Origin of the sequence: Microbacterium sp. 1.5R, assembly GCF_007667425.1 — a bacterium.
Lineage (GTDB): Bacteria > Actinomycetota > Actinomycetes > Actinomycetales > Microbacteriaceae > Microbacterium.
This window is the reverse complement of the sequence record NZ_VDRC01000001.1, coordinates 2111600-2137436: the sequence shown is the minus strand read 5'-3', so window position 1 is coordinate 2137436 and position 25837 is coordinate 2111600. Positions and strand designations below refer to the sequence as shown.

Annotated in this window: 25 protein-coding genes; 6 read left to right on the top strand and 19 right to left on the bottom strand. The window is 69.4% G+C overall.

The window, feature by feature from the left end:
* Positions 1-26: 26 nt before the first annotated feature.
* The 6 genes from FSY98_RS10220 to FSY98_RS10195 form a co-directional block, all read right to left on the bottom strand.
* Positions 27-2273, bottom strand: coding sequence for a glycoside hydrolase family 3 N-terminal domain-containing protein (locus FSY98_RS10220; RefSeq protein ID WP_144876303.1), 2247 nt, complete (start codon positions 2271-2273; stop codon positions 27-29).
* On the bottom strand, positions 2270-3373 hold the full coding sequence (locus tag FSY98_RS10215; RefSeq protein ID WP_186307614.1) for an ABC transporter permease: 1104 nt from the start codon (positions 3371-3373) through the stop codon (positions 2270-2272). Before FSY98_RS10215 ends, FSY98_RS10220 begins: the two co-directional genes overlap by 4 nt.
* Before the next feature lies 1 nt (position 3374).
* On the bottom strand, positions 3375-4475 hold the full coding sequence (locus FSY98_RS10210; protein ID WP_260857351.1) for an ABC transporter permease: 1101 nt from the start codon (positions 4473-4475) through the stop codon (positions 3375-3377).
* Entirely contained in the window at positions 4472-5293 is an 822-nt protein-coding gene (locus FSY98_RS10205) for an ABC transporter ATP-binding protein (protein ID WP_144876301.1), read from the bottom strand. Before FSY98_RS10205 ends, FSY98_RS10210 begins: the two co-directional genes overlap by 4 nt.
* The gene (locus tag FSY98_RS10200) at positions 5290-6114 is read right to left on the bottom strand and encodes an ABC transporter ATP-binding protein (protein ID WP_144876299.1); all 825 of its coding nucleotides are present in this window, start codon (positions 6112-6114) and stop codon (positions 5290-5292) included. The genes FSY98_RS10205 and FSY98_RS10200 overlap by 4 nt, the downstream gene beginning before the upstream one ends.
* 157 nt (positions 6115-6271) lie before the next feature.
* Entirely contained in the window at positions 6272-7936 is a 1665-nt protein-coding gene (locus FSY98_RS10195) for an ABC transporter substrate-binding protein (RefSeq protein WP_144876297.1), read from the bottom strand.
* 152 nt (positions 7937-8088) lie between these two features.
* On the opposite strand from FSY98_RS10195, the gene FSY98_RS10190 reads away from it, so the two are divergent.
* Positions 8089-8733, top strand: a complete 645-nt coding sequence (locus FSY98_RS10190; RefSeq protein WP_144876295.1) for a TetR/AcrR family transcriptional regulator — start codon at positions 8089-8091, stop codon at positions 8731-8733.
* A gap of 166 nt (positions 8734-8899) precedes the next feature.
* Positions 8900-10114: an amidohydrolase gene (locus FSY98_RS10185; protein WP_144876293.1), complete on the top strand. Its 1215-nt coding sequence runs from the start codon at positions 8900-8902 to the stop codon at positions 10112-10114.
* A gap of 49 nt (positions 10115-10163) precedes the next feature.
* On the opposite strand, the gene FSY98_RS10180 is transcribed toward FSY98_RS10185, so the two are convergent.
* Genes FSY98_RS10180 through FSY98_RS10160 form a run of 5 tightly spaced genes read right to left on the bottom strand, consistent with a single transcriptional unit; the run spans position 10164 to position 15602 of the window.
* The gene (locus FSY98_RS10180; RefSeq protein ID WP_144876291.1) at positions 10164-11057 is read right to left on the bottom strand and encodes a 1-phosphofructokinase family hexose kinase; all 894 of its coding nucleotides are present in this window, start codon (positions 11055-11057) and stop codon (positions 10164-10166) included.
* Entirely contained in the window at positions 11054-11527 is a 474-nt protein-coding gene (locus FSY98_RS10175; protein WP_144876289.1) for a hypothetical protein, read from the bottom strand. The genes FSY98_RS10180 and FSY98_RS10175 overlap by 4 nt, the downstream gene beginning before the upstream one ends.
* Positions 11528-11537: 10 nt before the next feature.
* Positions 11538-13382: an IlvD/Edd family dehydratase gene (locus tag FSY98_RS10170; protein WP_144876287.1), complete on the bottom strand. Its 1845-nt coding sequence runs from the start codon at positions 13380-13382 to the stop codon at positions 11538-11540.
* Complete coding sequence (locus FSY98_RS10165; RefSeq protein WP_144876285.1) at positions 13379-14749, bottom strand: hypothetical protein; 1371 nt, start codon at positions 14747-14749, stop codon at positions 13379-13381. The genes FSY98_RS10170 and FSY98_RS10165 overlap by 4 nt, the downstream gene beginning before the upstream one ends.
* A gap of 13 nt (positions 14750-14762) precedes the next feature.
* Positions 14763-15602: a fumarylacetoacetate hydrolase family protein gene (locus FSY98_RS10160; protein WP_144876283.1), complete on the bottom strand. Its 840-nt coding sequence runs from the start codon at positions 15600-15602 to the stop codon at positions 14763-14765.
* A gap of 70 nt (positions 15603-15672) precedes the next feature.
* Between FSY98_RS10160 and FSY98_RS10155 the strand changes: the two genes are divergently transcribed.
* Complete coding sequence (locus FSY98_RS10155) at positions 15673-16353, top strand: hypothetical protein (protein WP_144876281.1); 681 nt, start codon at positions 15673-15675, stop codon at positions 16351-16353.
* A gap of 98 nt (positions 16354-16451) precedes the next feature.
* On the opposite strand, the gene FSY98_RS10150 is transcribed toward FSY98_RS10155, so the two are convergent.
* The 8 genes from FSY98_RS10150 to FSY98_RS10115 are packed head-to-tail and all read right to left on the bottom strand — an operon-like array spanning position 16452 to position 23394.
* The gene (locus tag FSY98_RS10150; protein ID WP_144876279.1) at positions 16452-17132 is read right to left on the bottom strand and encodes a polysaccharide deacetylase family protein; all 681 of its coding nucleotides are present in this window, start codon (positions 17130-17132) and stop codon (positions 16452-16454) included.
* Positions 17129-17575 carry a hypothetical protein gene (locus FSY98_RS10145; protein ID WP_144876277.1) on the bottom strand — a complete coding sequence of 149 codons (447 nt, stop codon included), beginning with the start codon at positions 17573-17575 and terminating at the stop codon, positions 17129-17131. The genes FSY98_RS10150 and FSY98_RS10145 overlap by 4 nt, the downstream gene beginning before the upstream one ends.
* Before the next feature lie 4 nt (positions 17576-17579).
* A complete protein-coding gene (locus FSY98_RS10140) occupies positions 17580-18452 on the bottom strand; it encodes a class II fructose-bisphosphate aldolase (RefSeq protein WP_144876275.1) in 873 nt (290 codons plus the stop codon).
* Positions 18446-19237: a DeoR/GlpR family DNA-binding transcription regulator gene (locus FSY98_RS10135; protein ID WP_144876273.1), complete on the bottom strand. Its 792-nt coding sequence runs from the start codon at positions 19235-19237 to the stop codon at positions 18446-18448. The genes FSY98_RS10140 and FSY98_RS10135 overlap by 7 nt, the downstream gene beginning before the upstream one ends.
* Positions 19209-20228, bottom strand: coding sequence for a D-2-hydroxyacid dehydrogenase (locus tag FSY98_RS10130; protein WP_144876271.1), 1020 nt, complete (start codon positions 20226-20228; stop codon positions 19209-19211). The genes FSY98_RS10135 and FSY98_RS10130 overlap by 29 nt, the downstream gene beginning before the upstream one ends.
* Positions 20225-21136 (bottom strand): carbohydrate ABC transporter permease, encoded by a 912-nt coding sequence (locus FSY98_RS10125; RefSeq protein ID WP_144876269.1) that lies wholly within the window; start codon positions 21134-21136, stop codon positions 20225-20227. Before FSY98_RS10125 ends, FSY98_RS10130 begins: the two co-directional genes overlap by 4 nt.
* A gap of 9 nt (positions 21137-21145) precedes the next feature.
* Positions 21146-22090: a carbohydrate ABC transporter permease gene (locus tag FSY98_RS10120; protein ID WP_144876267.1), complete on the bottom strand. Its 945-nt coding sequence runs from the start codon at positions 22088-22090 to the stop codon at positions 21146-21148.
* A complete protein-coding gene (locus FSY98_RS10115) occupies positions 22090-23394 on the bottom strand; it encodes a sugar ABC transporter substrate-binding protein (protein WP_260857350.1) in 1305 nt (434 codons plus the stop codon). The genes FSY98_RS10120 and FSY98_RS10115 overlap by 1 nt, the downstream gene beginning before the upstream one ends.
* Positions 23395-23576: 182 nt before the next feature.
* Here FSY98_RS10115 and FSY98_RS10110 point away from each other — a divergent pair, with 182 nt between their 5' ends.
* From FSY98_RS10110 to FSY98_RS10100, 3 genes are read left to right on the top strand one after another with little or no spacing between them, the layout of a single operon-like run.
* Positions 23577-24485, top strand: coding sequence for an SIS domain-containing protein (locus FSY98_RS10110; protein WP_144876263.1), 909 nt, complete (start codon positions 23577-23579; stop codon positions 24483-24485).
* Positions 24486-24487: 2 nt separating this feature from the next.
* A complete protein-coding gene (locus FSY98_RS10105) occupies positions 24488-24838 on the top strand; it encodes a hypothetical protein (RefSeq protein WP_144876261.1) in 351 nt (116 codons plus the stop codon).
* Complete coding sequence (locus tag FSY98_RS10100) at positions 24814-25797, top strand: carbohydrate kinase family protein (RefSeq protein WP_144876259.1); 984 nt, start codon at positions 24814-24816, stop codon at positions 25795-25797. The genes FSY98_RS10105 and FSY98_RS10100 overlap by 25 nt, the downstream gene beginning before the upstream one ends.
* Positions 25798-25837: the final 40 nt, after the last annotated feature.

Here is a 25837-nt window from a genome sequence, read left to right as displayed (position 1 = left end):
TGAGGGCGAGGCGGGGGCGGAAGGCGCTACGCGACCGTGAACGAGGCGGAGAGCAGGGATTCCTCGCGCGAGCTCGGGCCGACGAGAAGGGCGAACTCGCCCGGCTCGACCTTCCGCACGCCGGCCGCGTCGACGATCGAGCACTCCGCCACCGGCACCTCGACCCGCACCACGCGGCTCTCCCCCGGAGCGAGATCGATCTGCCGGTAGGCCTTGAGCTCGCGGTCCGTCCAGCTCACGCTCGTCACGACGTCGCGCACATACACCTGCACGGTCTCGCGCACCGGACGCGATCCGGTGTTCGTCACGGTGACCTCCGCCGCGACGGTGTCGCCCACCGCGAGCGGCCCCGACGACACCGCGAGATCCGCATACGACACGGTCGAGTACGACAGTCCCTCGCCGAACGCCCAGGCAGGCGACTGCGTGAGGTCGGCGTACCGATCGCCGTGCTGCCCGCGGATCTGGTTGTAGTAGGTCGGCTGCTGTCCGACGTGACGCGCGAACGAGATCGGCAGTCGCCCCGAGGGCTCGACGGCGCCGGTGATGACCTCGGCGAGCGCGCGGCCGCCCTGCATGCCGGGGTTGGCGGCCCAGATCACGGCCGCGGCCTGCGAGACGGATGCCGGAAGCACGAGCGGCTTCGACGCGAGCAGCACCACGACGACCGGCTTCCCCGTCGCGATGAGCGCGTCGAGCAGGGCGTTCTGCCCGCCGATGAGTTCGAGGGTCGCGGTCGAGCGGCCCTCTCCGACGAGCTCGATGCGGTCTCCGACCACGGCGACGACGACATCGGATGCCGCGGCCGCAGCGACCGCGTCGGCGATCAGCGCCTCATCGGCGACGGCCGGCACGACGACCGGAGGGCGCGGCTGCCCGTCGGGGAACGTCGCCCCGCGGGGGTCCTCCTCGAGCGTGAGGATGTCGGCGCCGCGCGCGTGCGTCACGGTCCAGCCGTCTACCCCGGAAAGGCCGTCGAGCACGGTCGTGATCATGTCGCGCGGCTGACCGTCGAGCCACCCGGCCTGGCCGGACCCGCCGGCCCAGTCGCCGAGCTGCGTCTGCGCGTCGTCGGCGAGCGGCCCGACCACGGCCACCGACAGCGATGCCGCCGCGGGGAGCGGCAGCGTGCCGTCGTTCTCGAGCAGCACGAGCGATCGTCGCGCGACCTCCAGGTTCAGGTCGGCGTGCGCGGGGCTGCCGACCACGGCATCCAGTGCGTCCTGCGGGAGCCGCGGATCCTCGAACAGTCCGAGCTCGAACTTGAGGGTGAGGATGCGGGTGACCGCCGCGTCGAAGTCGGAGGACGACAGCATCCCGCGCTCGACCGCATCCAGCGCCCCCTCGAAGAAACCGGGGGTCGTCATGACCATGTCGTTGCCGGCCTTCACGGCCGCCGCGGCGGCGTGCGTGTAATCGGGCTGTACCTGCTGTTCCCACACCATGCGGCCGACGTTGTCCCAGTCGGTGATGAGGGTGCCGGTGTAGCCCCATTCGCCGCGCAGCACGTCGCTGAGCAGCCAGTCGTTGACCGTGATCGGCACGCCGTCGGTGGTCTGGTAGCCGAGCATGAAGGTGCGGCATCCCTCGCGCGCGACCCGCTCGAACGGCGGCAGGAACCACGACCGCAGCTTGCGGCGCGAGATGTCGGCCTCGCTCGCGTCGCGTCCGCCCTGGGTCTCGGAGTATCCGGCGAAGTGCTTGGCGGTGGCGAGGATCGCGGTCGGGTCGTCGAGACCGTCGCCCTGATAGCCGCGCACCATGGCCGAGGCGAGCTCGCCGATGAGGAACGGGTCTTCCCCGAACGTCTCATCGACGCGCCCCCAGCGCAGGTCGCGGGCGATGCACAGCACCGGCGAGAATGTCCAGTGGATGCCGGTCGCGGCGACCTCGACCGCGGTGGCCCGGGCCACCCTCTCGACGAGCTCGGCGTCCCACGACGCCGCCATGCCGAGCTGCGTCGGGTAGATCGTCGCCCCGGGCCAGAACGAGTGCCCGTGGATGCAGTCCTCGCCGACGAGCAGCGGGATGCGCAGACGCGTCTGCGCGGTGAGCTCGTTCGCGCGGATGAGCCGCTCGGGCGACGTGTGCAGGATCGATCCGACGTGGTGGCGCAGGACGTGGTCGTCGAGGTCGTCGCGGGCGTCGAGCTGCAGCATCTGACCGACCTTCTCCTCCACGGTCATGCGGTCGAGCAGGTCGGCGACGCGGGCGGCGATCGGCAGTTCGGGGTCGAGGTAGGGCAGGGCTTCGGTCAGGGTGGGAGAGGTCATCGCTTCGTGTTCTCGGAGTTCTCGTCGTTCGTGTCGGCCGTCGAGGCGGCCGTCGTCGGGATGCTGCGCACGGCCGTCACGGGGTCGTTCACGTTCAGCCCCTTCTTCTTCATCGCGCGGGCCCGCTCGCCCGCTGAGCGCAGCCGGGGGTTGACGTACTCGTCGATGCCGAAGTTGATGAGCGAGAGCGCGACACCGATGATCGCGATGCAGAGCCCGGCGGGCACGTACCACCACCACAGCCGCGGGAAGGCGCCGTTCTGCTGCGCCCAGAAGAGGATCGTGCCCCAGTTGAGGTTGCTCACCGGGATCACGCCGATGAAGGCGAGCGTGGTGAGCCCGAGGATCGCGGCGGTCACGGTGCCGACGAAGCTCGACGCGATGAGCGCCATGAGGTTCGGCAGCATTTCGACCGTGATGATGCGGCGCAGCGGTTCGCCGTTGGCGCGGGCGGCCTGGATGAAGTCGCGGTTGCGCAGCGACATCGTCTGCGCGCGGAGCACGCGCGCGCCCCACGCCCAGCCGGTGAGTCCGAGCACTGCGGCGATCACGATGAGCGGCGGGTTCTCGAACTGCGAGGCGACGATGATGATCAGCGGGATGCCGGGGATCACGAGGAACACGTTGGTGAGCGCCGACAGGGACTCGCTCTTCCACCCCCGCACGTAGCCCGCGATGACTCCGATCGTGATGGCGATGAGCGTTGCGATGATCGCCGACAGGAAGCCGACCACCACCACACCGCGGGTGCCGAAGATGATCTGGCTCAGGACGTCCTCGCCCATGTGCGTCGTGCCGAGCCAGTGCTCGAGCGATGGCGGCTGACGGAGCGCCGAACGGTCCTTCTGCGTCGGGCCGTAGGGGGCGATGAGCGGCGCGAAGATCGCCACGAGCACGAACACCCCGAGGATGATCAGACCGGCGATCGACTTGCGGTTGCGGAACATCGCGAACGCCTGCGCCGTCTGCGACCAGAACGTCTTGCGCGGCGGCTGGTCGACGCCGGGGCCGGTCGTGCGGAAGGTCGCGGTCTCCGGCATCCCGGTGGCGAGGGCGCTGCCGTCGGGGGCGGTGGTGTCCGACTGGGTGGGGACGCTCATGTCAGGCCTCCGTCTGGCGCGTGCGCGGGTCGAGGTATGCGTAGACGATGTCGGCGAGGATGTTGGCGATCAGTACCGACAGGGTGATCACGAGGAAGACGCCCTGCATGAGGGCGAAGTCCTTCGCGTTGGTGGCGTCGAGCAGCAGCTTTCCGACGCCGGGGTAGCTGAACACCATCTCCATGACGATGGTGCCGCCGACGATGAAGCCGATCGACAGCGCGAAGCTCTGGATCTGCGGCAGCACCGCGTTGCGGGCGGCGTAGGCCCAGAGCACCCGACGGTTCGGCATGCCCTTGGCTTGCGCGACCGTGATGTAGTCCTCGTCGAGCACTGTCAGCATCATGTTGCGCATGCCCAGCATCCATCCGCCCAGCGAGGCGATGATGATGGTCACGGCCGGCAGCGTGCCGTGCGCGATCACCTGGCCGATGAAGTCGAGGCTCCACTCGGGTGACTGCCCCTTGTCGTAGGCGTGCGACGAGGGGAACCACTTGAGCGTCGACGAGAAGATCGCGATGGCGATGAGTCCGAGCCAGAAGTACGGGATCGTGTTGAAGAACGTCGTGATCGGGATGAGGGCGTCGAGCCTGCTCCCCCGCTTCCAGCCGACGATCGCACCGCCGACGGTGCCGAGCAGGAACGAGATGATCGTCGCGAGTCCGACGAGGCCCAGCGTCCACGGCAGCGCGGCGCTCAGCACCTCGGCGACGGGGCGCAGACCGTGCAGCGTCGAGATGCCGAGGTCGCCGCGCAGCAGCGTGCCCCAGTACTCGATGTACTGCTGCCACAGCGACTTGTCGGAGTCGATCCCGAGCAGGATGCGGAGGGAGTCAGCCGCCTCAGGGCTGATGTTGCGGTTGCGGGCGAGGTAGGAGCTGACCGCGTCGCCCTTCATGAACCGAGGGAGGAAGAAGTTGATCGTGATGGCCGCCCACAGCGTGAACAGGTAGAAGCCGGCACGCCCGACGAAGAAGCGCCACGGCACGATCTTGCGACCGTTCTGCACGGCGGTCGCCGTGGTGCCGACCTCGAGGGCGTCCGGCCTGCCGTCTTCAGGGTTCAGCCCGGTCTGGCCGAGCTCGGGGGATGCGGTGGTCACTGGGCTCCTCCTATGCTGCCGAGGCCGCGGGGTCCGGCAGACGCGAAGAACGCCTCGGGGTCGGGCGATGCCGCCCGCAGCTCGCGGGTGTACGGGTCCTGCGGGTCGAGGATGACGTCGTCGGCGCCTCCGTGCTCGACGACGCGTCCCTGGTTCAGCACCATGATCTCGTCGCTGAAGTGCCGGGCGGTCGCGAGGTCGTGCGTGATGTACAGCACCCCGAGGCCCTCCTCGCGCTGCAGGTCGGCGAGCAGGGTCAGCACCCCGAGACGGATCGACACGTCGAGCATCGACACGGGCTCGTCGGCCACGAGCAGGCTCGGGCGGGACGCCAGGGCGCGGGCGATCGCGACGCGCTGGCGCTGCCCGCCGGAGAGCTCGTGGGGGCGGCGGTCGATCACGGCATCAGCGTCGAGGCGGACGCGTTCGAGCAGGCGCCGCACCTCGGCCTCCGTCTCGTTCTTCGGCACGACGCCGTCGAGGCGGATCGGACGCTCGAGGTGGTAGCGGATCGAGTGATAGGGGTTGAGCGAGGCGAACGGGTCCTGGAAGACCATGCGCAGCTGCTGGCGGTAGGCGCGGAGCCCCTTGCCCCGCCGGGGGATCGGCTTGCCGTCGAGGCGCACCTCTCCGCTCGTCGGGGTCTCGAGCTGGGTGAGGATCTTCGCGATCGTGGACTTGCCGCTGCCCGACTGCCCGACGAGGCCGATCGTCCGACCCGAGGTGAGGGTGAAGCTCACGTCGTCGAGGGCCTTGAGCTGGCCGGCGCCCCGGACGTTGTAGACCTTCGTGACGTTCGCGAATTCGAGGGTGGTCATCGCGTCAGCACTCCTCGCTCGCCGGTCAGTCGGGGGAACGACGACAGCAGGGTCTTCGTGTACTCGTGCTGCGGGTCGGTCCAGATCTGCTCGGCCGTGGCCAGCTCGACGATCTCGCCCTCGCGCATGATCGCGATGCGGTCGCTGATCTCCAGCAGCAGCGGCAGGTCGTGGGTGATGAAGATGACCGAGAACCCGAACTCGTGCCGCAGCTGCGAGATCTGCTTGAGGATCTCCCGCTGCACGAGCACGTCGAGCGCGGTGGTCGGCTCGTCCATGACCATGAGCTGCGGGCGCAGCGCGAGCGCCATCGCGATCATGACGCGCTGGCGCATGCCGCCGGAGAGCTCGTGGGGGAAGGATGCGATGCGCTGACGCCCGACCTTGACGATCTCGAGCAGCTCCTCCACCTCGGCGCGGCGCTGTCGGCGGTTCATGTCCGGGCGGTGGATCTCGAAGACGTCCTCGAGCTGCGAGCCGATCGTCGCGACGGGGTTGAGTGCGTTCATCGCCCCCTGGAACACCATCGAGATCTTGTTCCACCGGAAGCGCTGCATCGCCTCGACGTCGAGCGCATTGATGTCGACGTCGACACCGGACGCGTCGTGGAACGTCACACCGCCCCCGGCGATCACCGCCGGCGCCCGCAGCAGGCGCTGCACACCGTAGGCGAGGGTGGTCTTGCCGCATCCGCTCTCTCCTGCGAGGCCGAGGATCTCTCCTCGATGCAGTTCGAGCGTCACGTTCTTCACCGCCTCGACGGGCGGATCGACGTCGTACACGACCGAGAAGTCGCGCACGCTGAGCAGGGGTTCTGACATGGTGCTCCTTGGTGGATGCCGTCGGGCCGTGACCATCCGGTCGTCGAGCGAGCGGAGCGAGACGAAACGCGCTGCGGCGGCGTTCGACGCGTCGCACCGGGGGCGGCGCGTTTCGTCTCGGTCCTTCGGTCCTCGCTCAACGACCGGATGAGGCGTCCTACTCGGCCGGCTTCAGCTTCGTGAGGATCTGCACGATGTTCTGCTGCGTCGGGTCGGCGGACGCGTACGGGTCCTCCTCCGACGGCCAGCCCACGTAGTTGCGGGTGTTGAACTCGCCGAGCAGCGGGTGGGCGCCGAGCGGGATCGCTGGCACCTGCGCGACGAACGTCTTCTGCAGGGTGTCGAGAGCCGTGGTGCGCTCCTCGTCGGACGATGCGTTGGCGTACGCGTTGAGCGCCTCGGTCGCCACCGGGTCGTCGAAGCGGCCGAAGTTGAAGCCGGCGACGCCCTCCGGCGAGATCCACCGCGGGTCCATCGTCGAGGTGTAGAGGCCGTAGGCCGTGCCGCTGTCCTCCAGCCAGTGGATGATGGCCGAGAACGTGCCGTTGTCGCGGGGGTCGGCCCAGCCGCCCCAGTCGGGCATGTCGATCTTGACCTCGGCGCCGATGCCCTCCTTGACGTCCTCGGCGATGAGCTCCTGGGCGGTGTTCCAGTCGCTCCAGCCGGACGGCACGGAGAGCGTGAACGAGACGGGCGTGCCGTCGGGGTCGATGAGCGCGTCGTCCTTCCACGTGTAGCCGGCGGATTCGAGCAGGTCGCGCGCCTTCTCGGCATCGACCGAGTACTCCTGGCCCTCGAACTCGGGCTGGATCTCGTCGTCGAGGATCGACGACAGGCCGGTCACCGACCAGACGGGCTCGCTCGCGCCCTCGCGGGCGATGTCGACGTAGGCGTCGCGATCGATGACCCAGGCGAGCGCCTGGCGGAAGACGACGTCGTCGAAGGGCTTCTGCTGCAGGTTCATGAACAGGGTCGCCGAGCCGGTCGTCGGGGCGGCCCAGAACTTGTTGTGCTCCGGGTCGGAGTCGAGGAACTGCTCCTTGACCTGCGGGATGAAGGCCTGCGCCCAGTCGGCCTCGCCCTGTGAGAGCGCCGTGGTCAGGGCGGTGTTGTCGCCGTACGAGACGTAGTGCAGCTCGGGCACGGCGAGGTCGCCGCCCCAGTAGTCGTCGCGCGCCTCGAGGGTGACGGACTCGGTCGACCAGTTCGACAGCGCGTACGGTCCGGTGCCCACGAGGTCGTCGCCCTTCACCGGGTCGGTGGCCGGCTCGTCGAGGTTCTCCCAGATGTGCTTCGGCACGATCGGGACGTGCAGGACGCGGGCCTGGTTCACGAACTTGGACTCGCCGAAGGTGAGGGTCACGGCGTCGCCGTCGACGGTGGCGCCCTCGAACTTCAGCCCGGCGGTGTCGAGCGCCGGGGTCGAGACGAGCTCGTAGGTGTAGACGATGTCGTCGGCGGTGAACGGCTCGCCGTCGCTCCAGGTGACGTCCTTGCGGGGGACGACGGTGAGGGCGGTGTAGTCGTCGTTCCACTCGATGCTCTCGGCGAGCCACGGGGTGACGCCCCGGTCGCCGGTCTGGTTGACGAGGCCGAGGGTCTCGAAGATGACCTTGCCGTAGCCGTACTTCGATGCCGACGAGTCGCCGACGAAGGGGTTGTTCGACTCGGTCGTGATCGCGCCGTCGGGCTTGGCGATCGTGAGGGCGGTGCCGCCGTCGGAGCCGTTGCCGGAACCTCCGTCCGACGAGCATCCGGCGAGGACCGTGGCGCCGAGGGCGCCGACCGCGAGCGCGGCGATGAGGGATTTCCTGAGCTTCATTGCTTCTCCTTGGGCACGGGTCGTTGTGCTGTGGGGCGGTGGATGCTCGGCATCCCCCACCAATCTGCTTACTGGCGAGAAAGTAAGCTGGTGCGAGGTTACTCGTTAGTAAGTAAAGTTGGCAAGTAGCCTCTACACCGAGAGGAGGAGCCATGCCGAAGCAAGCCGTCGCGAAGGCGCCCGTCCGCCCTGCCACGCGGGAGAAGCGCGAGCAGATCCTCAAGGCCGCCGTGGAGATCTTCGGCAACAAGGGCTCGACGAACGGCACGCTCGCCGACGTCGCCGAGCAGGTCGGCATCACCCACGCCGGCGTGCTGCACCATTTCGGCTCCAAGCAGAAGCTGCTGCTCGAGGTTCTGGCCTATCGCGACCAGGCCGACGTCGAGGATCTCGCCGAACAGCACATCCCGGGCGGTCCGGAGCTGTTCCTGCACCTCGTCCGCACGGCCATCGCCAACGAGTCGCGCCCGGGCATCGTGCAGGCGTACACCGTGCTCTCTTCCGAGTCGGTCACCGACAACCATCCGGGGCGCGAGTACTTCGAAGAGCGGTACACGACCCTGCGGCGCGAGGTGACCGAGGCGTTCCACGAGCTGTGCGCCCAGGAGGGCGTGACCGAACCCGACACCGTCGCGACGGCGGCGGCCAGCATCCTCGCCGTCATGGACGGCCTGCAGCTGCAGTGGCTGCTGCACCGTGAGGTGTTCGACCTCGGCGAGGCGAGCGAGTTCGCGATCCGCTCGATCGTGAACGGGGTGCTGCGGCCCGGCCCCGAGCTGTCCTCGTACTCTCACTGAGCCACCACTGCGCCGAGACCCATCTCGCGCGTCGAGACCCACCAGTGCACACGTCGCGCGAGATGGGTCTGGGCGCGCGCGGTGGGTCTCGGCGGTGAGGAACACGGGTGCCCTGGGCGCGCGCGGTGGGTCTCGGCACCGAGACGCCGCGAGTAGGCTCGGGGCCATGACGATCGACCTCGAAGCGCTCTACATCGACCTGCACCAGCATCCCGAGCTCTCGTTCCAGGAGACCCGCACCGCCGGCATCGCCGCCGCGCACCTGCGCGACCTGGGCCTCGAGGTCGAGGAGAACGTCGGGGTCACCGGGGTCGTCGGGGTCCTCGAGAACGGCGACGGACCGGTCGTCTGGGTGCGCGCCGACATGGACGCCCTCCCCGTCGAGGAGCAGACCGGACTGTCCTACGCGAGCACCGCCAAGGGAGTCGACCCCTCGGGCAACACCGTGCCGGTGATGCACGCGTGCGGGCACGACATGCACGTCACCGCGATGATCGGAGCCGTCGAGAAGCTCGTCGCCGAGCGCGCCGACTGGTCCGGCACGCTCATCGTGCTGATCCAGCCCGCCGAGGAGTACGGCGCCGGCGCCCGCGCGATGCTCGACGACGGCATCCTCGATCGCTATCCGAAGCCCGACGTCGTGCTCGGCCAGCATGTCACCCCGCTGCCCGCCGGCATCATCGGGGTGCGGAGCGGCACCCAGATGGCGGCATCCGACGGCCTCACCGTGATCCTGCACGGCCGCGGGGGCCACGGCTCTCGTCCCCACTCGACGATCGACCCGATCGTGATGGCCGCGGCCACCGTCATGCGCCTGCAGACCATCGCCTCTCGCGAGATCGACCCGCAGGGCGTCGGCGTCGTGACCGTCGGCTCGATCCACGCCGGACTGAAGAACAACATCATCCCCGCAGAGGCGACGCTCGAGCTGAGCCTGCGCTACCCGAACGAGGCCGCCCGCGAGAAGGTCATGGCGAGCGTGGAGCGCATCGTCCGCGCCGAGGCGCAGGCGTCGGGCGCCGAGCGCGAGCCCGAGATCCGCACGCTGCACACGCTGCCCGCGACGATCAACGATGAGGATGCCACGGCGCGTGCGGCCTCGGCGATCCAGCGTGCTCTCGGCGAGACCGCCGTCATCGACCCCGGCATGTTCACCGGCAGCGAGGACGTCTCGTGGTTCGCCCGCGATGCCGGAGCGCCCCTCGTCTTCTGGTTCTGGGGCGGGGTCGACCCGGCGCGTTTCGCCGCAGCCGTCGAGGCCGGCCGTCTGAACGAGGAGATCCCGACCAACCACTCGCCGTTCTTCGCGCCGGAGATCCACCCGACCATCGAGGTCGGCGTGACCGCTCTGTCGTCTGCGGCTCGGGAGTTCCTCGGCTAGTCGTTTCGAATCGCGCGATTGGACGTCATCGGGCCCGATTTCGCACCATTCAAGCGATTCGAAAGTGTGAGAACGGCGCCAGCACGCCCTGACCGGGGACCTGCGCGTTGCGCTCCGCGGCGTCACGCGCGCCCGCGAGCGCGGCGGTGAAGGGCGCGCCGCCGTCGAGCCCGGCGAGCAGCCCACCGAAGAACGCGTCGCCGCTGCCCGCGGGGAAGCGTCCGATGGCGCGGGGCGGTGCCAGCGGGTGGAGCTCGCCGGCGTACAGGGCAGCGCCGCCGCGGATTCCGTCGGTCACCACTGCGTCGACCCCGAACTGCTCGTGCAGACCCCTGCAGGCCGACGCCGCGTCGGGCATCTCGCGGTCGAGCAGCTCCGACGCCTCGGCCCGGTTCACTTTGACGAGGTCGCTGTGAGCGGCGAGATGCGCGAGCGCCGCACCAGAGGTGTCGACGGCGACGCGAGAACCCCCCGCGCGCAGAGCGGACAAAAGAGCGGCCAACTCGGCGGGAGGCACACCTGGCGGGATGCTGCCCGACACCGCCGTCCAGCGCGCCACGGGTGCCGCACCGACGGCCTCGGCGAACAGCCCCCATTCCTCCGACGACAGGTCTGTCGCGTGCTCGTAGACATCTGTGCTCGATGCCCCTCCGTCGGCCTCGACCAGCGCCAGGCAGGTACGGGTCTCGGCGGCGAGGGCGATCACCGTCGCCGGCACGTCGTCGACCTCGAGTCTCCGACGGATCCACTCCCCGGTCGCGCCGCCGAGCGCCACCGTCGCCCGTACGTCTGCGCCCAGCGCCCGTGCGACCCTGGCTGCGTTCAGAGCCTTGCCGCCGGCGACCTTCGTCGTCCGCGACGGTCGATTGATGCCACCGGCGGCGAGGGCGTCCAGCTCGTACGTGACGTCGACCGCGGGCGACAGCGCCAGCATCGAGATCATGGCCGACGCTCCCAGGGGCGGACGGCGCCGAGGATGCGCGGCGCGCCGTCGGCGAGCACCTCGAGCGCGGCATCCGACACCTCCTGCGGAGTGTGCCACCTCGTGGACGCGCCGTCGTCGGCCCACCCCAGCACGAGGACGTCCGGTTCACGCGCGGGGTCGTCGCCGTGCGCCGGATCCGCCGACGCGCTGGTGCGCACGAGCACGAGACGCCCATCGACGGCAGCCGCGATCCGCCGCAGCGTCTGCGCACTGACCGCGGGCTCGTAGACGATCGCCTCCGACCACCGCTCCGCGCTGAGGCCGGCGTCGAGCGCGGAGAGATCCCTGGCGTCGAGATGCAGGGCGTCGACGCCCGCGGGCGCATGGCCACGTCGGCTGAGCCCGGTCACCGCTGCTCCGCGTGCCATCAGAGCGGATGCCGCGGGGGCGAGGATGCCGGAGGCGCCGACGACGAGGACCGAGCTCATGCGCTCCAACCTAGAACGCCTGCGGGCCGACCGACGCCCCCGACCTGCCCTGGAGGAAGTCGAGGTCGCAGCCTTCATCGGCCTGGGTCACGTGGTCGATGTACAGGCGGGTCCAGCCGCGCTCGCTGTTCGGTACCGCCGGTGCGACCCAGTCGGCGCGGCGCGCGTCGAGCTCGTCATCCGAGACGTGCATGTGCAGCGACCGGCCGGCGACGTCCAGCGTCACGGTGTCGCCGGTCCGCACGAGCGCGAGCGGTCCTCCCGCCGCGGCTTCGGGCACCACGTGAAGCACGACCGTGCCATAGGAGGTGCCGCTCATCCGGGCATCCGAGATGCGGACCATGTCGGTGACCCCGGCCTCGAGGATCTTCCGCGGCAGCGCGAGATTGCCGACCTCCGGCATCCCCGGGTATCCCTTCGGGCCCACGTTGCGCACGACCAGGATGTCGTCGGGGGTCACGTCGAGATCCGGGTCCTCGGCGTCGAGGAGGTAGGCCTGCAGTGAGTCCCACACGAGCGCCCGTCCGGTGTGCTGCATGAGTTCGGGCGCCGCGGCCGACTGCTTGATGACGGCGCCACGCGGCGCGAGGTTGCCCTTCAGGACCGCGATGCCCGACCCGACCGGCTTGAGCGGGTTGTCGAGCGGACGGATGACCTCATGGTCGAACACCTCGGCCCCGGCGTAGTTCTCGCCAAGCGTCCCACCGGTCACGGTGAGGGCGTCGCGGTGCAGCAGGTCGCCGAGGGTCTCGGCGAAACCGGCAGTGCCGCCCGCGTACTCGAAGTCCTCCATGAGGAAGCGACCACTCGGCATGAGGTCGGCGAGCACCGGCACGTCTCGGACGAGTGTGTCGATGTCATCGATCGAGAGCTCGACGCCGACGCGGCGGGCGAGGGCCAGCAGGTGGATGACGGCGTTCGTCGATCCGCCGAGCGCGGCATTGGCACGCACGCCGTTCTCGAACGCCTCGCGGGTGAGGATCTTCGAGGGGCGCAGGTCTTCGGCGACCATCTCGACGATGCGGCGCCCGGCGAGGTGCGCGGCGGTCGCGCGACGCGAGTCGTTCGCCGGGAGGGATGCCGTGCCCGGCAGCTGCATGCCCATGTACTCCGAGATGCAGGCGAGCGTCGACGCGGTGCCCATGGTCTGGCAGTGTCCCTGACTGCGCGCCATGCAGCCCTCGGCCTCGGTGATCGCCGTGTCGTCGATGAGTCCGGCGCGGTACGCCTCGGTGAACTTCCACACCGAGGTCCCCGAGCCGATGTCGGTGCCGCGGTGCTTGCCGTTGAGCATCGGCCCGCCCGTGATCAGCAGGGCGGGGAGATCGACGGATGCCGCACCCATGAGGTACGCCGGCGTGGTCTTGTCGCAGCCGGCGAGCAGCACGACGCCGTCGAGCGGGTTCGAGCGCAGGGTCTCTTCGAGGTCCATCGCCATGAGGTTGCGGAGCAGCATCGCGGTCGGGCGCACGATCGGCTCGCCGGCGGAGGTGGTCGGGAACTCGAACGGCACGCCTCCCGCCTGCCAGATGCCGCGCTTGACGTGCTCGGCGAGGGCGCGCAGGTGGATGTTGCAGCTCGTCAGCTCGCTCCACGAGTTCGCGATGCCGATGATCGGTCGGCCGCGGAACGAGTCGTCCGGAAGACCCTCGCTGCGCAACCACGAGCGGTGCATGAACCCGGTCTTGCCCTCGGCGCCGAACCACTTCTGGCTGCGGAGGCCCGTGCCCCACTCGTGCTCGCCCTCGGGGGCGAAGTCGTCGAACGGCGCGTGCGGGATGCGCGGGCTCGATACCGCCCGGGTGTCACCGGGCTCGAACGGCTCGTGCGTCGAACCGATGTTCTCGGCGCTCATGCGAACCTCGGCAGGTGCTGCGCCTGAGCGGCGATGAGGTCGTCGGCGAGGGCTGTCGCCCGGTCGGCGTCGAAGATCGCGCCGTCGGCGATCATCGCCTCGACGACGAGGTCGCGGTCGCCGGTGAGCGCGGCATCCACCGCCAGGTCGACCGAGGTGAGTCGCCGCGCGAGGATGGCCGTCAGCGGCTTGCCCAGGTCGGGAACCGAGATCGGACGGATGCCGCGGGCCGTGGCCACCCCGGGGATCTCGACGGCCGACCACTCCGGCAGGCCGGGCACGGAGCCGTTGTTCACCACGTTGCAGCTGAACATCTCGCGCGAATCGAAGGTGATCGAGCGGATGATCGCGATCAGCTGCTCCTGCTCGCCGCCGGAGCGCTCGAAGATCGACTGGTCGAGCGGCTCCTCGCCGAGCGCCTGACGCCTCATGCCCTGGTAGCGGTTCTCGCCCCATTCCAGGATCTCGGGGAGGCTGAACGCGTCTATGCCGAGCTTCTTGCCGTAGTAGTCGCCGTTCTGGAAGCGCTCCGGGAAGAACTCCACCACGTGCCGGTCTCCCGCCGCCGCGAAGGCGCCGTACCGATCGAACAGCTCCCAGGCGAACGGGTTGTGCCACGCCGTCGGCTTCTCGTAGAAGATGTTGCCGATGTCGGCGGGGTCCGGGGCCTCGGCGAGCTCGCGGTGCACGCGGTCGCGGATCAGCGGCCACGCGTCCTGCCCCTTCCACCGGAAGTCGTAGATGAACGTTAGGTGATTGATGCCGGCATACAGCGTGGAGGTCTCGTCGAACGGGGCGTCGATGAGCTGCGCGAGCTCGCGCTGGATGTGGTGCATGCCATGGCAGAGGCCGACGACGTCGAGGCCGGTCTGCTGGTGGATGGCCTGCACGTTCGCGGTCATCGGGTTGGAGTAGTTGAAGAAGAACGCATCGGGCGCGAGGTCGGCGATGTCCTGTGCGATCTCGACGAGCACCGGGGTGGTGCGCAGCAGCCGCGAGATGCCGCCGGGCATGATCGAGTCGCCCACCGGCTGGAACACGCCGTGCTTCTGCACGATCTCGTGGTCGAGCTGCCAGGCCGGACGGCCGCCGACACCGACGCAGGTGACGATGAAGTCAGCGCCGGGCAGCACGGCCCTGCGGTCGGTGGAGCGGACGATGCGGATGCCGACGCCCACGCCGCGCGCGGCGACCATCGCCTCGGCGAGGTCGGCGGCGACGCTGAGCGCGACCTCGTCGACGTCGACGAGGCGGATCTCCCAGGCGCCGAGGTCCTCGGCGCTGATGAGGTCGGCGAGCAGGCCGCGGGTGAAGACGGCGGAACCCGCTCCGATGAGGACGAGCACGCGACGGTCGGCGGTGGTCATGGAATCTCCCGGGTCAGGCGGTGATGCGCGAACGGTGGACGAAGCGGTTGCGGAGCTCGCCGATGCCCTCGACGCCCGCGACCACGGTCTCGCCGTGCTGCAGGTAGCGCGGCGGGGTGCGGAAGCCGCCGGCGCCCGCGGGGGTCCCGGTCAGCACGAGGTCGCCGGGTTCGAGCGTGACCCCGTCGCTGACGAACGCGAGGATCGTCGGCACGTCGAAGATCATCTCGGCGGTGTCGTCATCCTGCAGGCGCTCGCCGTCGACGTCGGCGTAGATGCGGTGACCGGCCGGGCTGCCGAACTCGTCCGGCGTGACGAGCCAGGGTCCGAGCGGCGTGAACGTGTCGAACGACTTGCCGCGCGTCCACTGCACGTCTCCGAACTGCACGTCGCGCGCGGAGACGTCGTTGGCGACCGTGTACGCGGCCACGTCGTCGAGCGTCGCGGGGGTGTCGCCGCCGCATCGGCGCCCGATGACGAGCGCGAGTTCCGCCTCGAAGTCGACGCCCTGCGTGAGGTGGTCCGGAACGATCACGTCGTCGAACGGGCCGGTGAGCGACGTGCTGTACTTCGCGAACGTGAGCGGGCGCTCGGGCTGCGCGAACCCGGTCTCCGCCGTGTGGTCGACGTAGTTGAGACCGACGGCGATGATCTTGCCCGCGCCCGAGACCGGCGCGAGGAGGTGGTGGTCGGCGAGGTCGACCGGCGGCCACGACGAGCTCTCGCCCGATCCCGCGGACTCGATGACCGCCAGGGCGTCATCGGCGTGGGTGTCGGGAGCGAGGCGGGCGACGTCGGCCTCGATCGCGGCGATGCGCGGCTGACCGTCGACGAGGACTCTGGCGATTCTCATGGTTCTCCTTCGAAACGAACTCTCGGACACATGCTGTCACAAACCTCCACAAATGAGCAAGAATAAGCAAATGCATTCACGGAACATCATCGACGTGGGGCCGGACGTGGCCACCGCAGGGCCGGTCGGACTTGCCCAGGGCGTGTACGGGGCCCGCGGAAACCTGGAACTCGTGGCGTGCGGCGCCGAGGAGGGACTCTGGGTCTTCTGGTTCAACGCCGACGACCCCGATGACGCGGTGACCACTCCCGATGTACCGCCGGGAACCTGGAGTGCCGGGCTCGGCTTCGCCCCCGGCATCCGCTATCTCGACGCGCAGATCGCGCAGTCCGCGCTGGGGCCGGATCACCTCGAGGTGCTCGCGCTCACCGCCGACCACGTGCTGCAGAGCTGGTACTGGTCGCCCGGTCCCGGATTTCGGCGGCGCCCGGTCGACGCGGCACTGGGGGTGGCTCGGTTCCGCCTGGCGCACGACGCGGGCGAGCTGCGCGTCGCGGTGCAGCGCACCGACGGCGCGTCCGCGACGGTGTCTTCGCCGACCGTCGGATACCCCGACCGGTACTGGCACGAGAGCGAGGGGTCGCCGACGCTCGACGACGACACCGCACTCGCGATGCTGGCCGCCCACGGCATCCTCCACGCCGAGCCTCGCACCGCTCGCTCCGCCCGATCCACCCGCGACGGCGGCACGACCGAACTCACCTGGCGCGGCGCCGACGGCATCATCCGCCACCTCGGCATCCCCGACTGACCAGTCCCTCCCCTGCCCTCTCCACGCCGACGCCGCCGCCCCACGCCCTACGCCGGGACGAGAGCGCTGCGGGGCGGCGGCAGAGGGGTGGGTCGGGCTCAGTTCACGCGGTGGATCATCGTGTTCGCGAACTGGTAGCGGTATCCGGCATCCTTCACGGCCTGGTCGTGCCGCGGGTTCTGCCCGTACGACGACCCGTGCAGCCACACGAAGGCGGGAGCCTCCTGCCCCGTGACCGCTTCGAGCGCCGCCTTCGACTCGACGACCTCGCGCCGGATGTCCTCGTCCGACAGCACCGTGTCGAACCCCTCGTGGTGCGCGGTGTGCGGGAACACCACGTGGCGCCGCGACACTTCGGCGACCTCGTCCCAGCTCATCGCGATGCGGCCGCCCTTCGTGTCCTCCTCGACGAGCGAGATCCAGTGCGCGCGCGCGAAGGCCTCCTGGTGCTCGGGGTCGCAGTCGACGAACGAGGTCGCGATCGGGAACCATCCGGTCAGGCCGTACTCGTCGCAGAGCGGGGCGGCGACCGAGATCGAGTTGCGATACCCCTCGTAGAACACCGGGATGAGCCCCGGCTTGTCCTTGTGCCAGGTCCCCGTGTCGAACAGCCGATCGAGGTCGTCGAGCGTCACCGGCGCATAGTCCCTGGCGAAACCGGCGAGCTCCTTCTCGAGCTCGGCGCGTGCGCCTCGCGGGGTGGAGTGGTAGTTGACGACGCGGATGAAATGTCCGTTCGCCAGCTGTTCCCGCTGCACGTCGAACGAGGGCTTGGTCATGCGAGTGTTCCTTCCCCGGTGAGGACGGGATCGATCGGATCGGATGCCGCGGGCGCGACCGGGTCGGAGGCCGACTGCTCGTCCGTCACGACGGGCATGTCCTGGAGCGGCTCTGCGCCCGGCGCGAAATGCGTGTAGGCGAGAACCTGCATCGCCGTGATGACGGCTCCCTCGTCGTCGACACGCGCGAAGGGCACGAGAGCCTCGCGGTAGCGGTCGAGCACGGCGAGGAACGCCTCGCCCTCGGCGCGCTGAGACGTCGACCCAGCGGCGGGAATCGGACGGCGCTCGTCGGCGAGGCCGAGCACCATGGGGATGCCCTCCCGCTCGAGGCGACGGTCGTGACAGGCGCGCATGAGGCCGACGATGTCGCCGGCGTCGAGCAGGGCTGCGGCGCTCGGCTCGCCGTCGTGCGACGACGGCCCCTGGACGGTTGCGGACATGGTGCTATCTCTCCTGATCGGTCGGGTCGGCGGATGCGGGTGATGCGGCGGATGCGGGTCGTGAGATCACGTCGAGCAGCTGTGCGACCTCGGTCGCGATGCGCTCGCGCGCCGCGGCCAGCGCGCGGCGGGGGTCGACACGATCGCCGAGCTCGCCCCGCAGCGCGTCGGTGTACGCCGCGGACAGCTGGGTGCCGACGTTGACCTTGCGGATGCCGGCGGCGACTGCCGCCCGAATACCCGCGGCCCCGACCCCGGAGGATCCGTGCATCACGAGCGGCACCGGCACGGCGGCGGCGAGGCGCTCGATCAGCGCGATGTCGAGCTCGGCGGTCTGGCTGGTCATCGCGTGCGATGAGCCGACCGCGACGGCGAGCGCGTCGACCCCCGTGGCCTCGACGAACGCCGCGGCCTCCGCGGCGTCGGTGCGCACACCGGGAGCGTGGGCGCCGTCCTTGCCCCCGATCTCGCCGAGCTCCGCCTCGATCCACAGTCCGCGCTCCTGACCGCGGGCTGTGACACGAGCCGTGGCCGCCACGTTCTCGGCATACGGCAGCGTCGACGCGTCGAACATGGCGGACGCGAACCCGAGACCGGCGGATTCGAGGACGAGGTCCTCGGATTCGCAGTGATCCAGGTGCAGCGCGACGGGGACCGAGGCGCTGTCCGCGAGTGCTTGACAGGCCGCCGCGAGAGGGGCGAGGCCACCGTGGAACCGCACGGCGTTGTGGCTGATCGAGAGCAGCACGGGGAGCCCCGCGCGCTCGGCGCCGGCGACGATCCCCTCCGCGTATTCGAGGGTGATGACGTTGAAGGCGGCGATGGAGGGCAGGCTCCCGCCCAGCCCCACCGCCGTCAGGGCGGGTGGGATCAGCATGTCTCGACGGTCACCCCCGCATCGCGGAGGCGGCCGAGCAGCGCGGCATCCGCTCCGTCGTCGACGATCAGACGCGAGATCCCCTCGATCGGAACCAGCCGGGCTGGTCCGCGACGAGCGAGCTTCGAGTGGTCGGCGAGCACGATGAGCTCCCTCGCCGACGAGGCGAGCGACCGGTCGGTCTGCGTCTCGGAGAGGTTCGTACCGGTCACGCCCATCTCGGCATCCACTCCGAAGGCGCCGGTGAACACCCGATCGATGCCGAACTCGTCGAGCCCGGCGATCGTGAGGTGTCCGAGCAGGCTCATCTCGGTGCGGCGCAGCAGTCCGCCGAGCACGATGATGTCGATGTCGGGGAACTGCGACAAGCGGCTGACGACGCTGAGGCTGTTGGTGAGAACGGTGAGGCCGGGGATGCCGCCCAGGAACGGCAGCATCGCCTCGGTGGTGGTGCCGCCGGTGATCAGCACGGTCGAGTTCGGGGTGATGTAGGCGGATGCCGCGCGGCCGATGCGCTGCTTCTCTTCGGCGAAAGCGATCTCGCGCTGCGGCCGCAGCGGCTCGACGTCGTCGTCGACCTGCGCCGCCCCGCCGTGCACGCGCTCGACGAGCTTCTTGTCCTGCAGCTCGTTCAGGTCGCGGCGGACGGTCGACGTGCTGACACCCAGCATCTTCGCCATCTCGCTGACCGAGCCGGCGCCGTAGGTGCGGATGTAGTTGAGCAGCTCGCGCTGACGCTTCGGCCCGATCAGGGTCTCAGTAACCGGCTGCACGGTCCACCTCATTCAGCAAGGGCCGGTTCTCGGCCAGTCGGGTCAGGTTCTCGACGACGAGGTCGAGTGTCTGTGCATGATACTGCGGGGCCAGTCCCGCGACGTGGGGCGTGATCAGCGCGCCGGGTTCCGTCCACCATGGCGAGTCCGCCCCCAGCGGCTCCTCGTCGAAGACGTCGAGGGCGACGCCGGCGATGCGTCCGTCGCGGAGCCTCTCCACGAGCGCATGCTCGTCGACGATGCCGCCGCGGGCGATGTTGACGACGAACGCCCCGTGCGGGAGCAGGTCGAGCTGCGCCGGCCCGATGAGTCCGCGGGTGAGCTCGGTGAGCGGCACGACGACCACGAGGAAGTCGCTGCGTCGGAGCACCTCGTCGAGCCGATCGATCGGGAAGAGCTCGGCCGGATCGTCGGCGGCGGCCTGACGCCCGGTGTCGAACTTCTCGGCACCCGGACCGACTGCCGCACCGCGCGCCCCCGATCGGCTCACGCCCAGCACATGCATCCCGAACGTCGATGCGAGTCGGGAGATCTCGCGCCCGATCCGGCCGTAGCCGACGATGCCGACGGTCGACCCGGCGAGCTGTCGCGGCGTGAGCGAGGCGAGGCGTTCGGCGTTCGACGGCCAGGTCCGCTCCGCCCGGTGACGCTCGATGAGCGGCATCCGATGCGCGAGCTCGAGGATCGACATCAGCGCGTACTCGGCCATCGGCACGGGCGCGATGCCGCCGAGGGTCGCGATCGGCACACCGCTCTCCCACAGCGTGGTGCCGCGCACATGGTCGACCCCCGAGGTGTCGAGCTGCACGAGTCGCAGGGCGGGGACGTCGTCGGATGCCGGCAGCCATTCGCTCGTGTGCAGCAGATCCACGGTCGCGAGGACCTCGGCGGGCGGCGGCGAGTCGGGGGTCATGCGGTGCACGGCGACCTGCGGCATCCGCTCGCTCAGCTCGGCGAACCAGGAATCCGGCAGCGGCAGCGAGCAGAGGTACGACAGTGTCATTTGATCCCGCTCCGGGCGAAGCCCTGCACGAAGTAGCGCTGGAAGAAGATGAACAGCAGCACCATCGGCAGCACCGCGATCAGCGACAGAGCCATGATCGCGTTGTAGTCGGGCGACGTCTGATTCTTGAGATACAGCAGTCCGATCGGAAGGGTGAACAGCTGGTTGTCGTTGAGGGCGATCAACGGCCAGGCGAAGTCGTTCCAGCTTCCCATGAGCGTGAGCAGCGTGAGCACCGCGATCAGAGGCTTGCACAGGGGCAGCACGACCTGCAGGAAGATGCGGAAGTGCCCGGCGCCGTCGATGCGCGCGGCCTCGATGATCTCGTCGGGGATGCCGATGAAGAACTGCCGCGCGAGGAAGATGCCGAACGCCGCAGCGGCGCCCGGGAGGATCACACCCCAGTAGGTGCCGAAGATGCCGAGGCCGGAGACGAGTTTGAACTGCGCGACCATGATGGCCTGCACGGGGATCATCATCGTCGCGAGGGCGAGGATGAAGACCGCATTGCGGCCGCCGAAGCGCAGGCGGGCGAAGGCGTACCCGGCGAGGAGGTTCACGAACACCGTGAGCACCGTGACGAACGCACCGATCACGACCGAGTTGCCGAACCAGTCGACGACGGGCACGCGGTCGAACACCTTCGCGAAATTCTCGAGGGTCAGCGTGCTCGGCCAGAGGCGCAGACCCGGCTCGAAGACCTCGCCGCGCGGCGAGAACGCAACGACCAGCATCCAGTAGAGAGGGAAGATCACGATCAGTGAGACGACGGCGGCGATCACCGTGCGCCACACGATCCCCTTGCGGGATTGCCCCTGACGTCGCCGGCGACGCTGCACGCGCGCTGCGCCCTTCTCGCCGAGCAGCGCCGCGTCGGCGATCTGCACGACAGTGGTGGTTTCAGCCATGGTGCGCTCCTACTCCGCCAGGTCCCGGGTGCGGCTCGTCTTCCACTGGATGAAGGTGAAGATGAGCGTGATGATGAGGATCACGATGCCGATCGCGGCACCGTAGCCCTGTTCCCTGATCTGAAAGCCGTTGCGGTACGCGTACGTCACGAGCACCGAAGTCGAGTTGCCAGGGCCGCCGCCGGTCATCACGAAGATCAGGTCGAACACCTGGAACGACGCGATCACGTTCATGATCAGCAGGAAGAACGTCGACGGGCCGACCAGCGGCACCGTGACCGAGCGGAATTGCTGCCAGCGGGTCGCACCGTCGATGCGCGCGGCCTCGTAGAGCTCGGGCGAGATCGATTGCAGGCCGGCGAGGTAGATGATCATGTTGAAGCCGAGTCGCAGCCAGACGGCGGCGATCATCACCGAGATCATCGCGGGGCCGCCCTGCGACTGCCAGCCGACGGAGTCCAGGCCGATGGCGTTCAGGATCTTGTTCACGAGGCCGTTCGACTCGTAGAACATGATCACGGCGATCATGCCCGAGGCGACGCCCGAGATGACCATCGGCAGCACGATCATCGTACGGAACACGCCGCGGGCGGGGAGCACCGAGTTGAGCAGAACCGCGAGCCCGAGACCGCCGAGCAGCTCGATGGGCACCGTCACGACGGTGAAGAGCATGGTCTGCAGCAGGCTCTGCCAGAACACCGGGTCGGAGACGAGCCGGGCGTAGTTGTCGAGCCCCACCCACTCCGGGTCGCCGAACCCCTTGGTCTCCTGGAAGGAGATGATCGCCGCCCAGATGATCGGGACGAACAGGAACAGCGACATCAGGATGAGGTTCGGCGCAGTGAAGCTCCAGCCGACGAGGGACTCTCGCAGGCGGGCGGTCCGCTGCCCCGCCCGCGGACGGGACGGCGGCGCCACGACGCCTTCCCGGCCGCGGGTCGACAGGGCGGTCATTACTTGGCGGCTTCCTCGATGGCGGCCGACAGATTGGCGAGCGTGTCCGCGGTGGACTGACCGCCGATGAAGGCCGCCTCGAGCTGATCCTGCAGCGCCGTGTTGATCGCTGCCATGGCGGGGGACGTGAGCTGCGAGACATCGCTGGGCTCGATGGTGCCGGCCTGATCGACGAACACCGGCATCACATCGGGACGCACCTTGAATTCCACGGCGTCACCCTCGAGGTCCAGGCGCGTGGGAAGCTCGTTGGTGTTCGCGCAGAACTCGCTCATCGCATCAGACGACACCATGTACTTCAGGAACTTCGCGGCCAGTTCGGGGTTCTTCGTGTCCTTCGTGGCGACGAGGGCGTTGCCGCCGAGGTCGGTCGCACCGCGCTCATCCTTCGGCATCGGGATGGCGGTCCAGTCGAACTTCGCGAGCGAATCGATGTCGGGCACGAGGAAGGAGCCGGCGAAGGCCATCGCGACGGTGCCCTCGGTGAAGAGGTTGTCGGCGTAGACGGTTCCCTTCGTCGAGCTGGTCGGCGGCACCCACTCGTTCTCGAAGAAGCTCTTCGTGAAGTCGAGCGCCTTCTCGCCGGCGGGCGAGTCGATGGTCGCGGACGTGCCGTCGAGGAAGGTGCCGTTCGCCTCGAACAGCCAGCTCAGCCAGCGCGGCGCGCCTCCGAGCTGCCAGTTGTAGGCGAAGGGGTACTTGTCGGCGGGCAGGGAACCCCGGAGCTGTGTGGCGATGTCGGCGAACTCGTCCCAGCTCCACGCGTCGTCCTGGGTGGTGGGGAGCGACGCAGGATCGATCCCGGCATCCGTGAGCATCTGGGTGTTGACGAGCAGCGCCGAGACGTCGGTCTGGTGCGGCACTCCGTACGGGGCGCCGTCGAACGACACCGCCTCCCACATCGCGGGGGTGAACTCGGCGACCTCGTCGTCGGAGAAGTACTCGCTCAGATCGAGCAGCTGCCCCTGGCTGGAGTAGACGCCGAGGTTGCCGTAATCGACACGGAACAGGTCGGGGGCCTTGCCGGAGGAGAGCTGGGCGTCGATGTTCGAGAACATCTGGTCGTAGGGGACGACGTTGAGCTTGATGTCGACGCCGTCGTTGTCGGCCTCGAACTTCGCGATGAGGTCCTTGAAGGTCGCCTCTTCGGCCTCGCTGCCCCAGGTCGTGAAGGTGAGGCTCTGATCGCCGCCTTCGTCGTCGCCGCCCCCACCGCCCCCGAAGCCGGCGCAGCCGGAGAGCACCAGTGCGCTGGCGGCACCGAGTCCGATGATGCCGGTGAGGCGCTGATTCCTGAATCTCACGGTAGATCTCCTTCTCGAGGGCCTGCCTGCAGCTCGGGTCTGCGCGGCGTCTTTGCTGTGGCGACATTCAACAACAGATGTCGCCAATCCGTCAAGAACTTTCATTCTGTGCTCATTTCTGATTGAATCTGCACAGATCGCCGCCACATGCGCGACGACGGAGAGACCTGAAGGACCACGCCATGAACGACAGCATCGTCGGAACGGGAACCGTCACACGGGCAGAGCTCACCAGCCAGCCCGAGATCTGGCAGCAGGCGCTCGACCTCGCCGAACATCATCGCGAGCTCCTCCCCGCCGCGGGCGAGAAGGTGCTGATCGTCGGGTGCGGCACGTCGTACTACATCGGCGACTCCTACGCGTACCTCCGCAACGATGCCGGACTCGGGCGCACACGCGCAGCCATCCCCAGCGAGCTCGACTGGGTCGACGACGACGAGCACATCGTGGTGATCTCGCGCTCCGGTACGACGCTCGACGTCGTCGAGCTCGTCGAGCGCTACGGCGAGACCCATCGCATCACCGCGATCCTCGGCGACACCGACACCCCTCTCGGACGACTGTGCGCCGACCGCACGGTGCACCTCGGCTTCGCCGACGAGCAGTCGATCGTGCAGACCCGCTTCGCCACGACCGTGCTCACCGTGCTCCGCGCCTCGATCGATCAGGCGCCGTCGACCCTCGTCGATGATGCCCGGGCGGCCCTCGCCGCCGAGCTGCCCGTCGACCCGGCAGAGGTGCAGCACATCGTCTTCCTCGGCCACCGCTGGTCGGTCGGGCTCGCTCAGGAGGCGGCGCTGAAAGTGCGCGAATCCGCCGGCTTCTGGACCGAGGCGTACTCGATGTGGGAGTACCAGCACGGCCCCATCTCGTGCGCCGGCCCGAACTCCCTCGTCTGGTTCCTCGGCGATGCTCCAGACGTCGTCGCCGACGACGTGCGCTCGACCGGTGCCACGGTATACGTCGACGACCTCGATGCGCAGGCGAACCTGCCGCTCGCGCACCGTCTGGCCGTCGACCTCGCGGCCCTCCGCGGACGCAACCCCGACACTCCCCCGTTCCTGAACCGCTCGGTGCTCGTCACCGACTGACGATGCCGGTCGTCACGGTCGCCGCGCCCGCCCACGCGGCCTCGCACGAGCTGCTCCTGACTGTCGCCGACGCGGTCGCCGACGCGCTCGACCTCGCACCCGGCGACGTCATCGCCCTGTCGACCCCCGCGTCCGCCGTCGTCGTGAACGGGGCGGGAGCGGATGCCGCGGCGAAACCGTGGGCCCTCATCAGCATCCACGGCTCCGACCGCGGGGCGGAGGCCACGCGGCGTGCGCGCGCGGCGGCCGGTGCAGCCGCGACAGACTGGAGTCGTCGGCACGCCGCACCGGGCGATGTCGACGGATACCTCGAAGGGGTGTGGTGCGAATGGCTGCTGCCGCAGCATCCGTAGGTCGTCTGCTCGTGGTCGGCGAGTTGTGCGTCGACCTGATCATCGAGACCGGCGACGAGATCCGTTTCGGTCAGCACGAGCACATCGTGCCGCGGACGACCCTCACCATGGGCAGCTCGTCGGCGATCACGGCGTGCGGCGCGGCGGCGCTCGGCATCGATACCCGTCTGATCAGCGTCCGGGGCGACGACACGTTCGGGCGGTTCCTCGACGAGGAGCTGCGCCGCCGGGCCGTCGACACCGCTCGGGTGCGCGTCGACGACGCGCTGCCCACCGGGGCATCGACCCACCTCACCCGCCCGAGCGGAGACCGCGCGATCCTCACGTCGATGGGGTCGATCGGCACGGTGCGTGCGGCCGACGTCACCGACGCCGATCTCGCGACAGCCGTGCACCTGCACGTCGGCAGCTACTTCCTGCAGCACGCATTGCACGGCGATGCGCCGGCGCTGTTCCGCGCTGCGCGCGCGGCCGGCCTGACCACCTCGCTCGACGGAAACTTCGATCCGACGGAGCAGTGGGACTCCGGCATCCTCTCCCTTCTGCCGCACGTGGACGTCTTCTTCGGCAACGAGGAGGAGCTGACGGGCATCACGAAGGCCGAGGGGATCGACGCGGCCGTCGAGCAGCTGCTCGCGATCATGCCGCGGGATGCCGTCGTCGTGGCGAAGCTCGGCGCAGATGGCGCGTACGCCGGCCGCCTCTCGGATAAACGGGTCGAGCGCGTGCGCGCCGCTGTTCCGCCCCTCGACGGCGCGTTGGTCGACACCGTCGGCGCCGGCGACACGCTGGCTGCCGGGTTCCTCGCCGCACGCCTGCGCCACGGCGACCTCGATGAAGCCATCGCCTTCGCAGTGGCCTGCGGCACGGCCTCCACCCGCGGGAGCGGGGGCGTAGGCGCGCAGCCCGACCACGAGACAGCGACGGCGCTCGCCGCCCGCACCGCCGTCACTCGGTGATACGCGGCTTCAGAGCCGGCGCGCGGTGGGACGCGGGCGC

Bases quoted from the DNA above. Each gene is read 5' to 3' on its own strand.
- FSY98_RS10220 (WP_144876303.1), bottom strand. From the start codon at position 2,273: ATGACCTCTCCCACCCTGACCGAAGCCCTGCCCTACCTCGACCCCGAA.
- FSY98_RS10215 (WP_186307614.1), bottom strand. From the start codon at position 3,373: ATGAGCGTCCCCACCCAGTCGGACACCACCGCCCCCGACGGCAGCGCC.
- FSY98_RS10205 (WP_144876301.1), bottom strand. From the start codon at position 5,293: ATGACCACCCTCGAATTCGCGAACGTCACGAAGGTCTACAACGTCCGG.
- FSY98_RS10200 (WP_144876299.1), bottom strand. From the start codon at position 6,114: ATGTCAGAACCCCTGCTCAGCGTGCGCGACTTCTCGGTCGTGTACGAC.
- FSY98_RS10195 (WP_144876297.1), bottom strand. From the start codon at position 7,936: ATGAAGCTCAGGAAATCCCTCATCGCCGCGCTCGCGGTCGGCGCCCTC.
- FSY98_RS10190 (WP_144876295.1), top strand. From the start codon at position 8,089: ATGCCGAAGCAAGCCGTCGCGAAGGCGCCCGTCCGCCCTGCCACGCGG.
- FSY98_RS10185 (WP_144876293.1), top strand. From the start codon at position 8,900: ATGACGATCGACCTCGAAGCGCTCTACATCGACCTGCACCAGCATCCC.
- FSY98_RS10180 (WP_144876291.1), bottom strand. From the start codon at position 11,057: ATGATCTCGATGCTGGCGCTGTCGCCCGCGGTCGACGTCACGTACGAG.
- FSY98_RS10175 (WP_144876289.1), bottom strand. From the start codon at position 11,527: ATGAGCTCGGTCCTCGTCGTCGGCGCCTCCGGCATCCTCGCCCCCGCG.
- FSY98_RS10170 (WP_144876287.1), bottom strand. From the start codon at position 13,382: ATGAGCGCCGAGAACATCGGTTCGACGCACGAGCCGTTCGAGCCCGGT.
- FSY98_RS10165 (WP_144876285.1), bottom strand. From the start codon at position 14,749: ATGACCACCGCCGACCGTCGCGTGCTCGTCCTCATCGGAGCGGGTTCC.
- FSY98_RS10160 (WP_144876283.1), bottom strand. From the start codon at position 15,602: ATGAGAATCGCCAGAGTCCTCGTCGACGGTCAGCCGCGCATCGCCGCG.
- FSY98_RS10155 (WP_144876281.1), top strand. From the start codon at position 15,673: ATGCATTCACGGAACATCATCGACGTGGGGCCGGACGTGGCCACCGCA.
- FSY98_RS10150 (WP_144876279.1), bottom strand. From the start codon at position 17,132: ATGACCAAGCCCTCGTTCGACGTGCAGCGGGAACAGCTGGCGAACGGA.
- FSY98_RS10145 (WP_144876277.1), bottom strand. From the start codon at position 17,575: ATGTCCGCAACCGTCCAGGGGCCGTCGTCGCACGACGGCGAGCCGAGC.
- FSY98_RS10140 (WP_144876275.1), bottom strand. From the start codon at position 18,452: ATGCTGATCCCACCCGCCCTGACGGCGGTGGGGCTGGGCGGGAGCCTG.
- FSY98_RS10135 (WP_144876273.1), bottom strand. From the start codon at position 19,237: ATGAGGTGGACCGTGCAGCCGGTTACTGAGACCCTGATCGGGCCGAAG.
- FSY98_RS10130 (WP_144876271.1), bottom strand. From the start codon at position 20,228: ATGACACTGTCGTACCTCTGCTCGCTGCCGCTGCCGGATTCCTGGTTC.
- FSY98_RS10125 (WP_144876269.1), bottom strand. From the start codon at position 21,136: ATGGCTGAAACCACCACTGTCGTGCAGATCGCCGACGCGGCGCTGCTC.
- FSY98_RS10120 (WP_144876267.1), bottom strand. From the start codon at position 22,090: ATGACCGCCCTGTCGACCCGCGGCCGGGAAGGCGTCGTGGCGCCGCCG.
- FSY98_RS10110 (WP_144876263.1), top strand. From the start codon at position 23,577: ATGAACGACAGCATCGTCGGAACGGGAACCGTCACACGGGCAGAGCTC.
- FSY98_RS10105 (WP_144876261.1), top strand. From the start codon at position 24,488: ATGCCGGTCGTCACGGTCGCCGCGCCCGCCCACGCGGCCTCGCACGAG.
- FSY98_RS10100 (WP_144876259.1), top strand. From the start codon at position 24,814: ATGGCTGCTGCCGCAGCATCCGTAGGTCGTCTGCTCGTGGTCGGCGAG.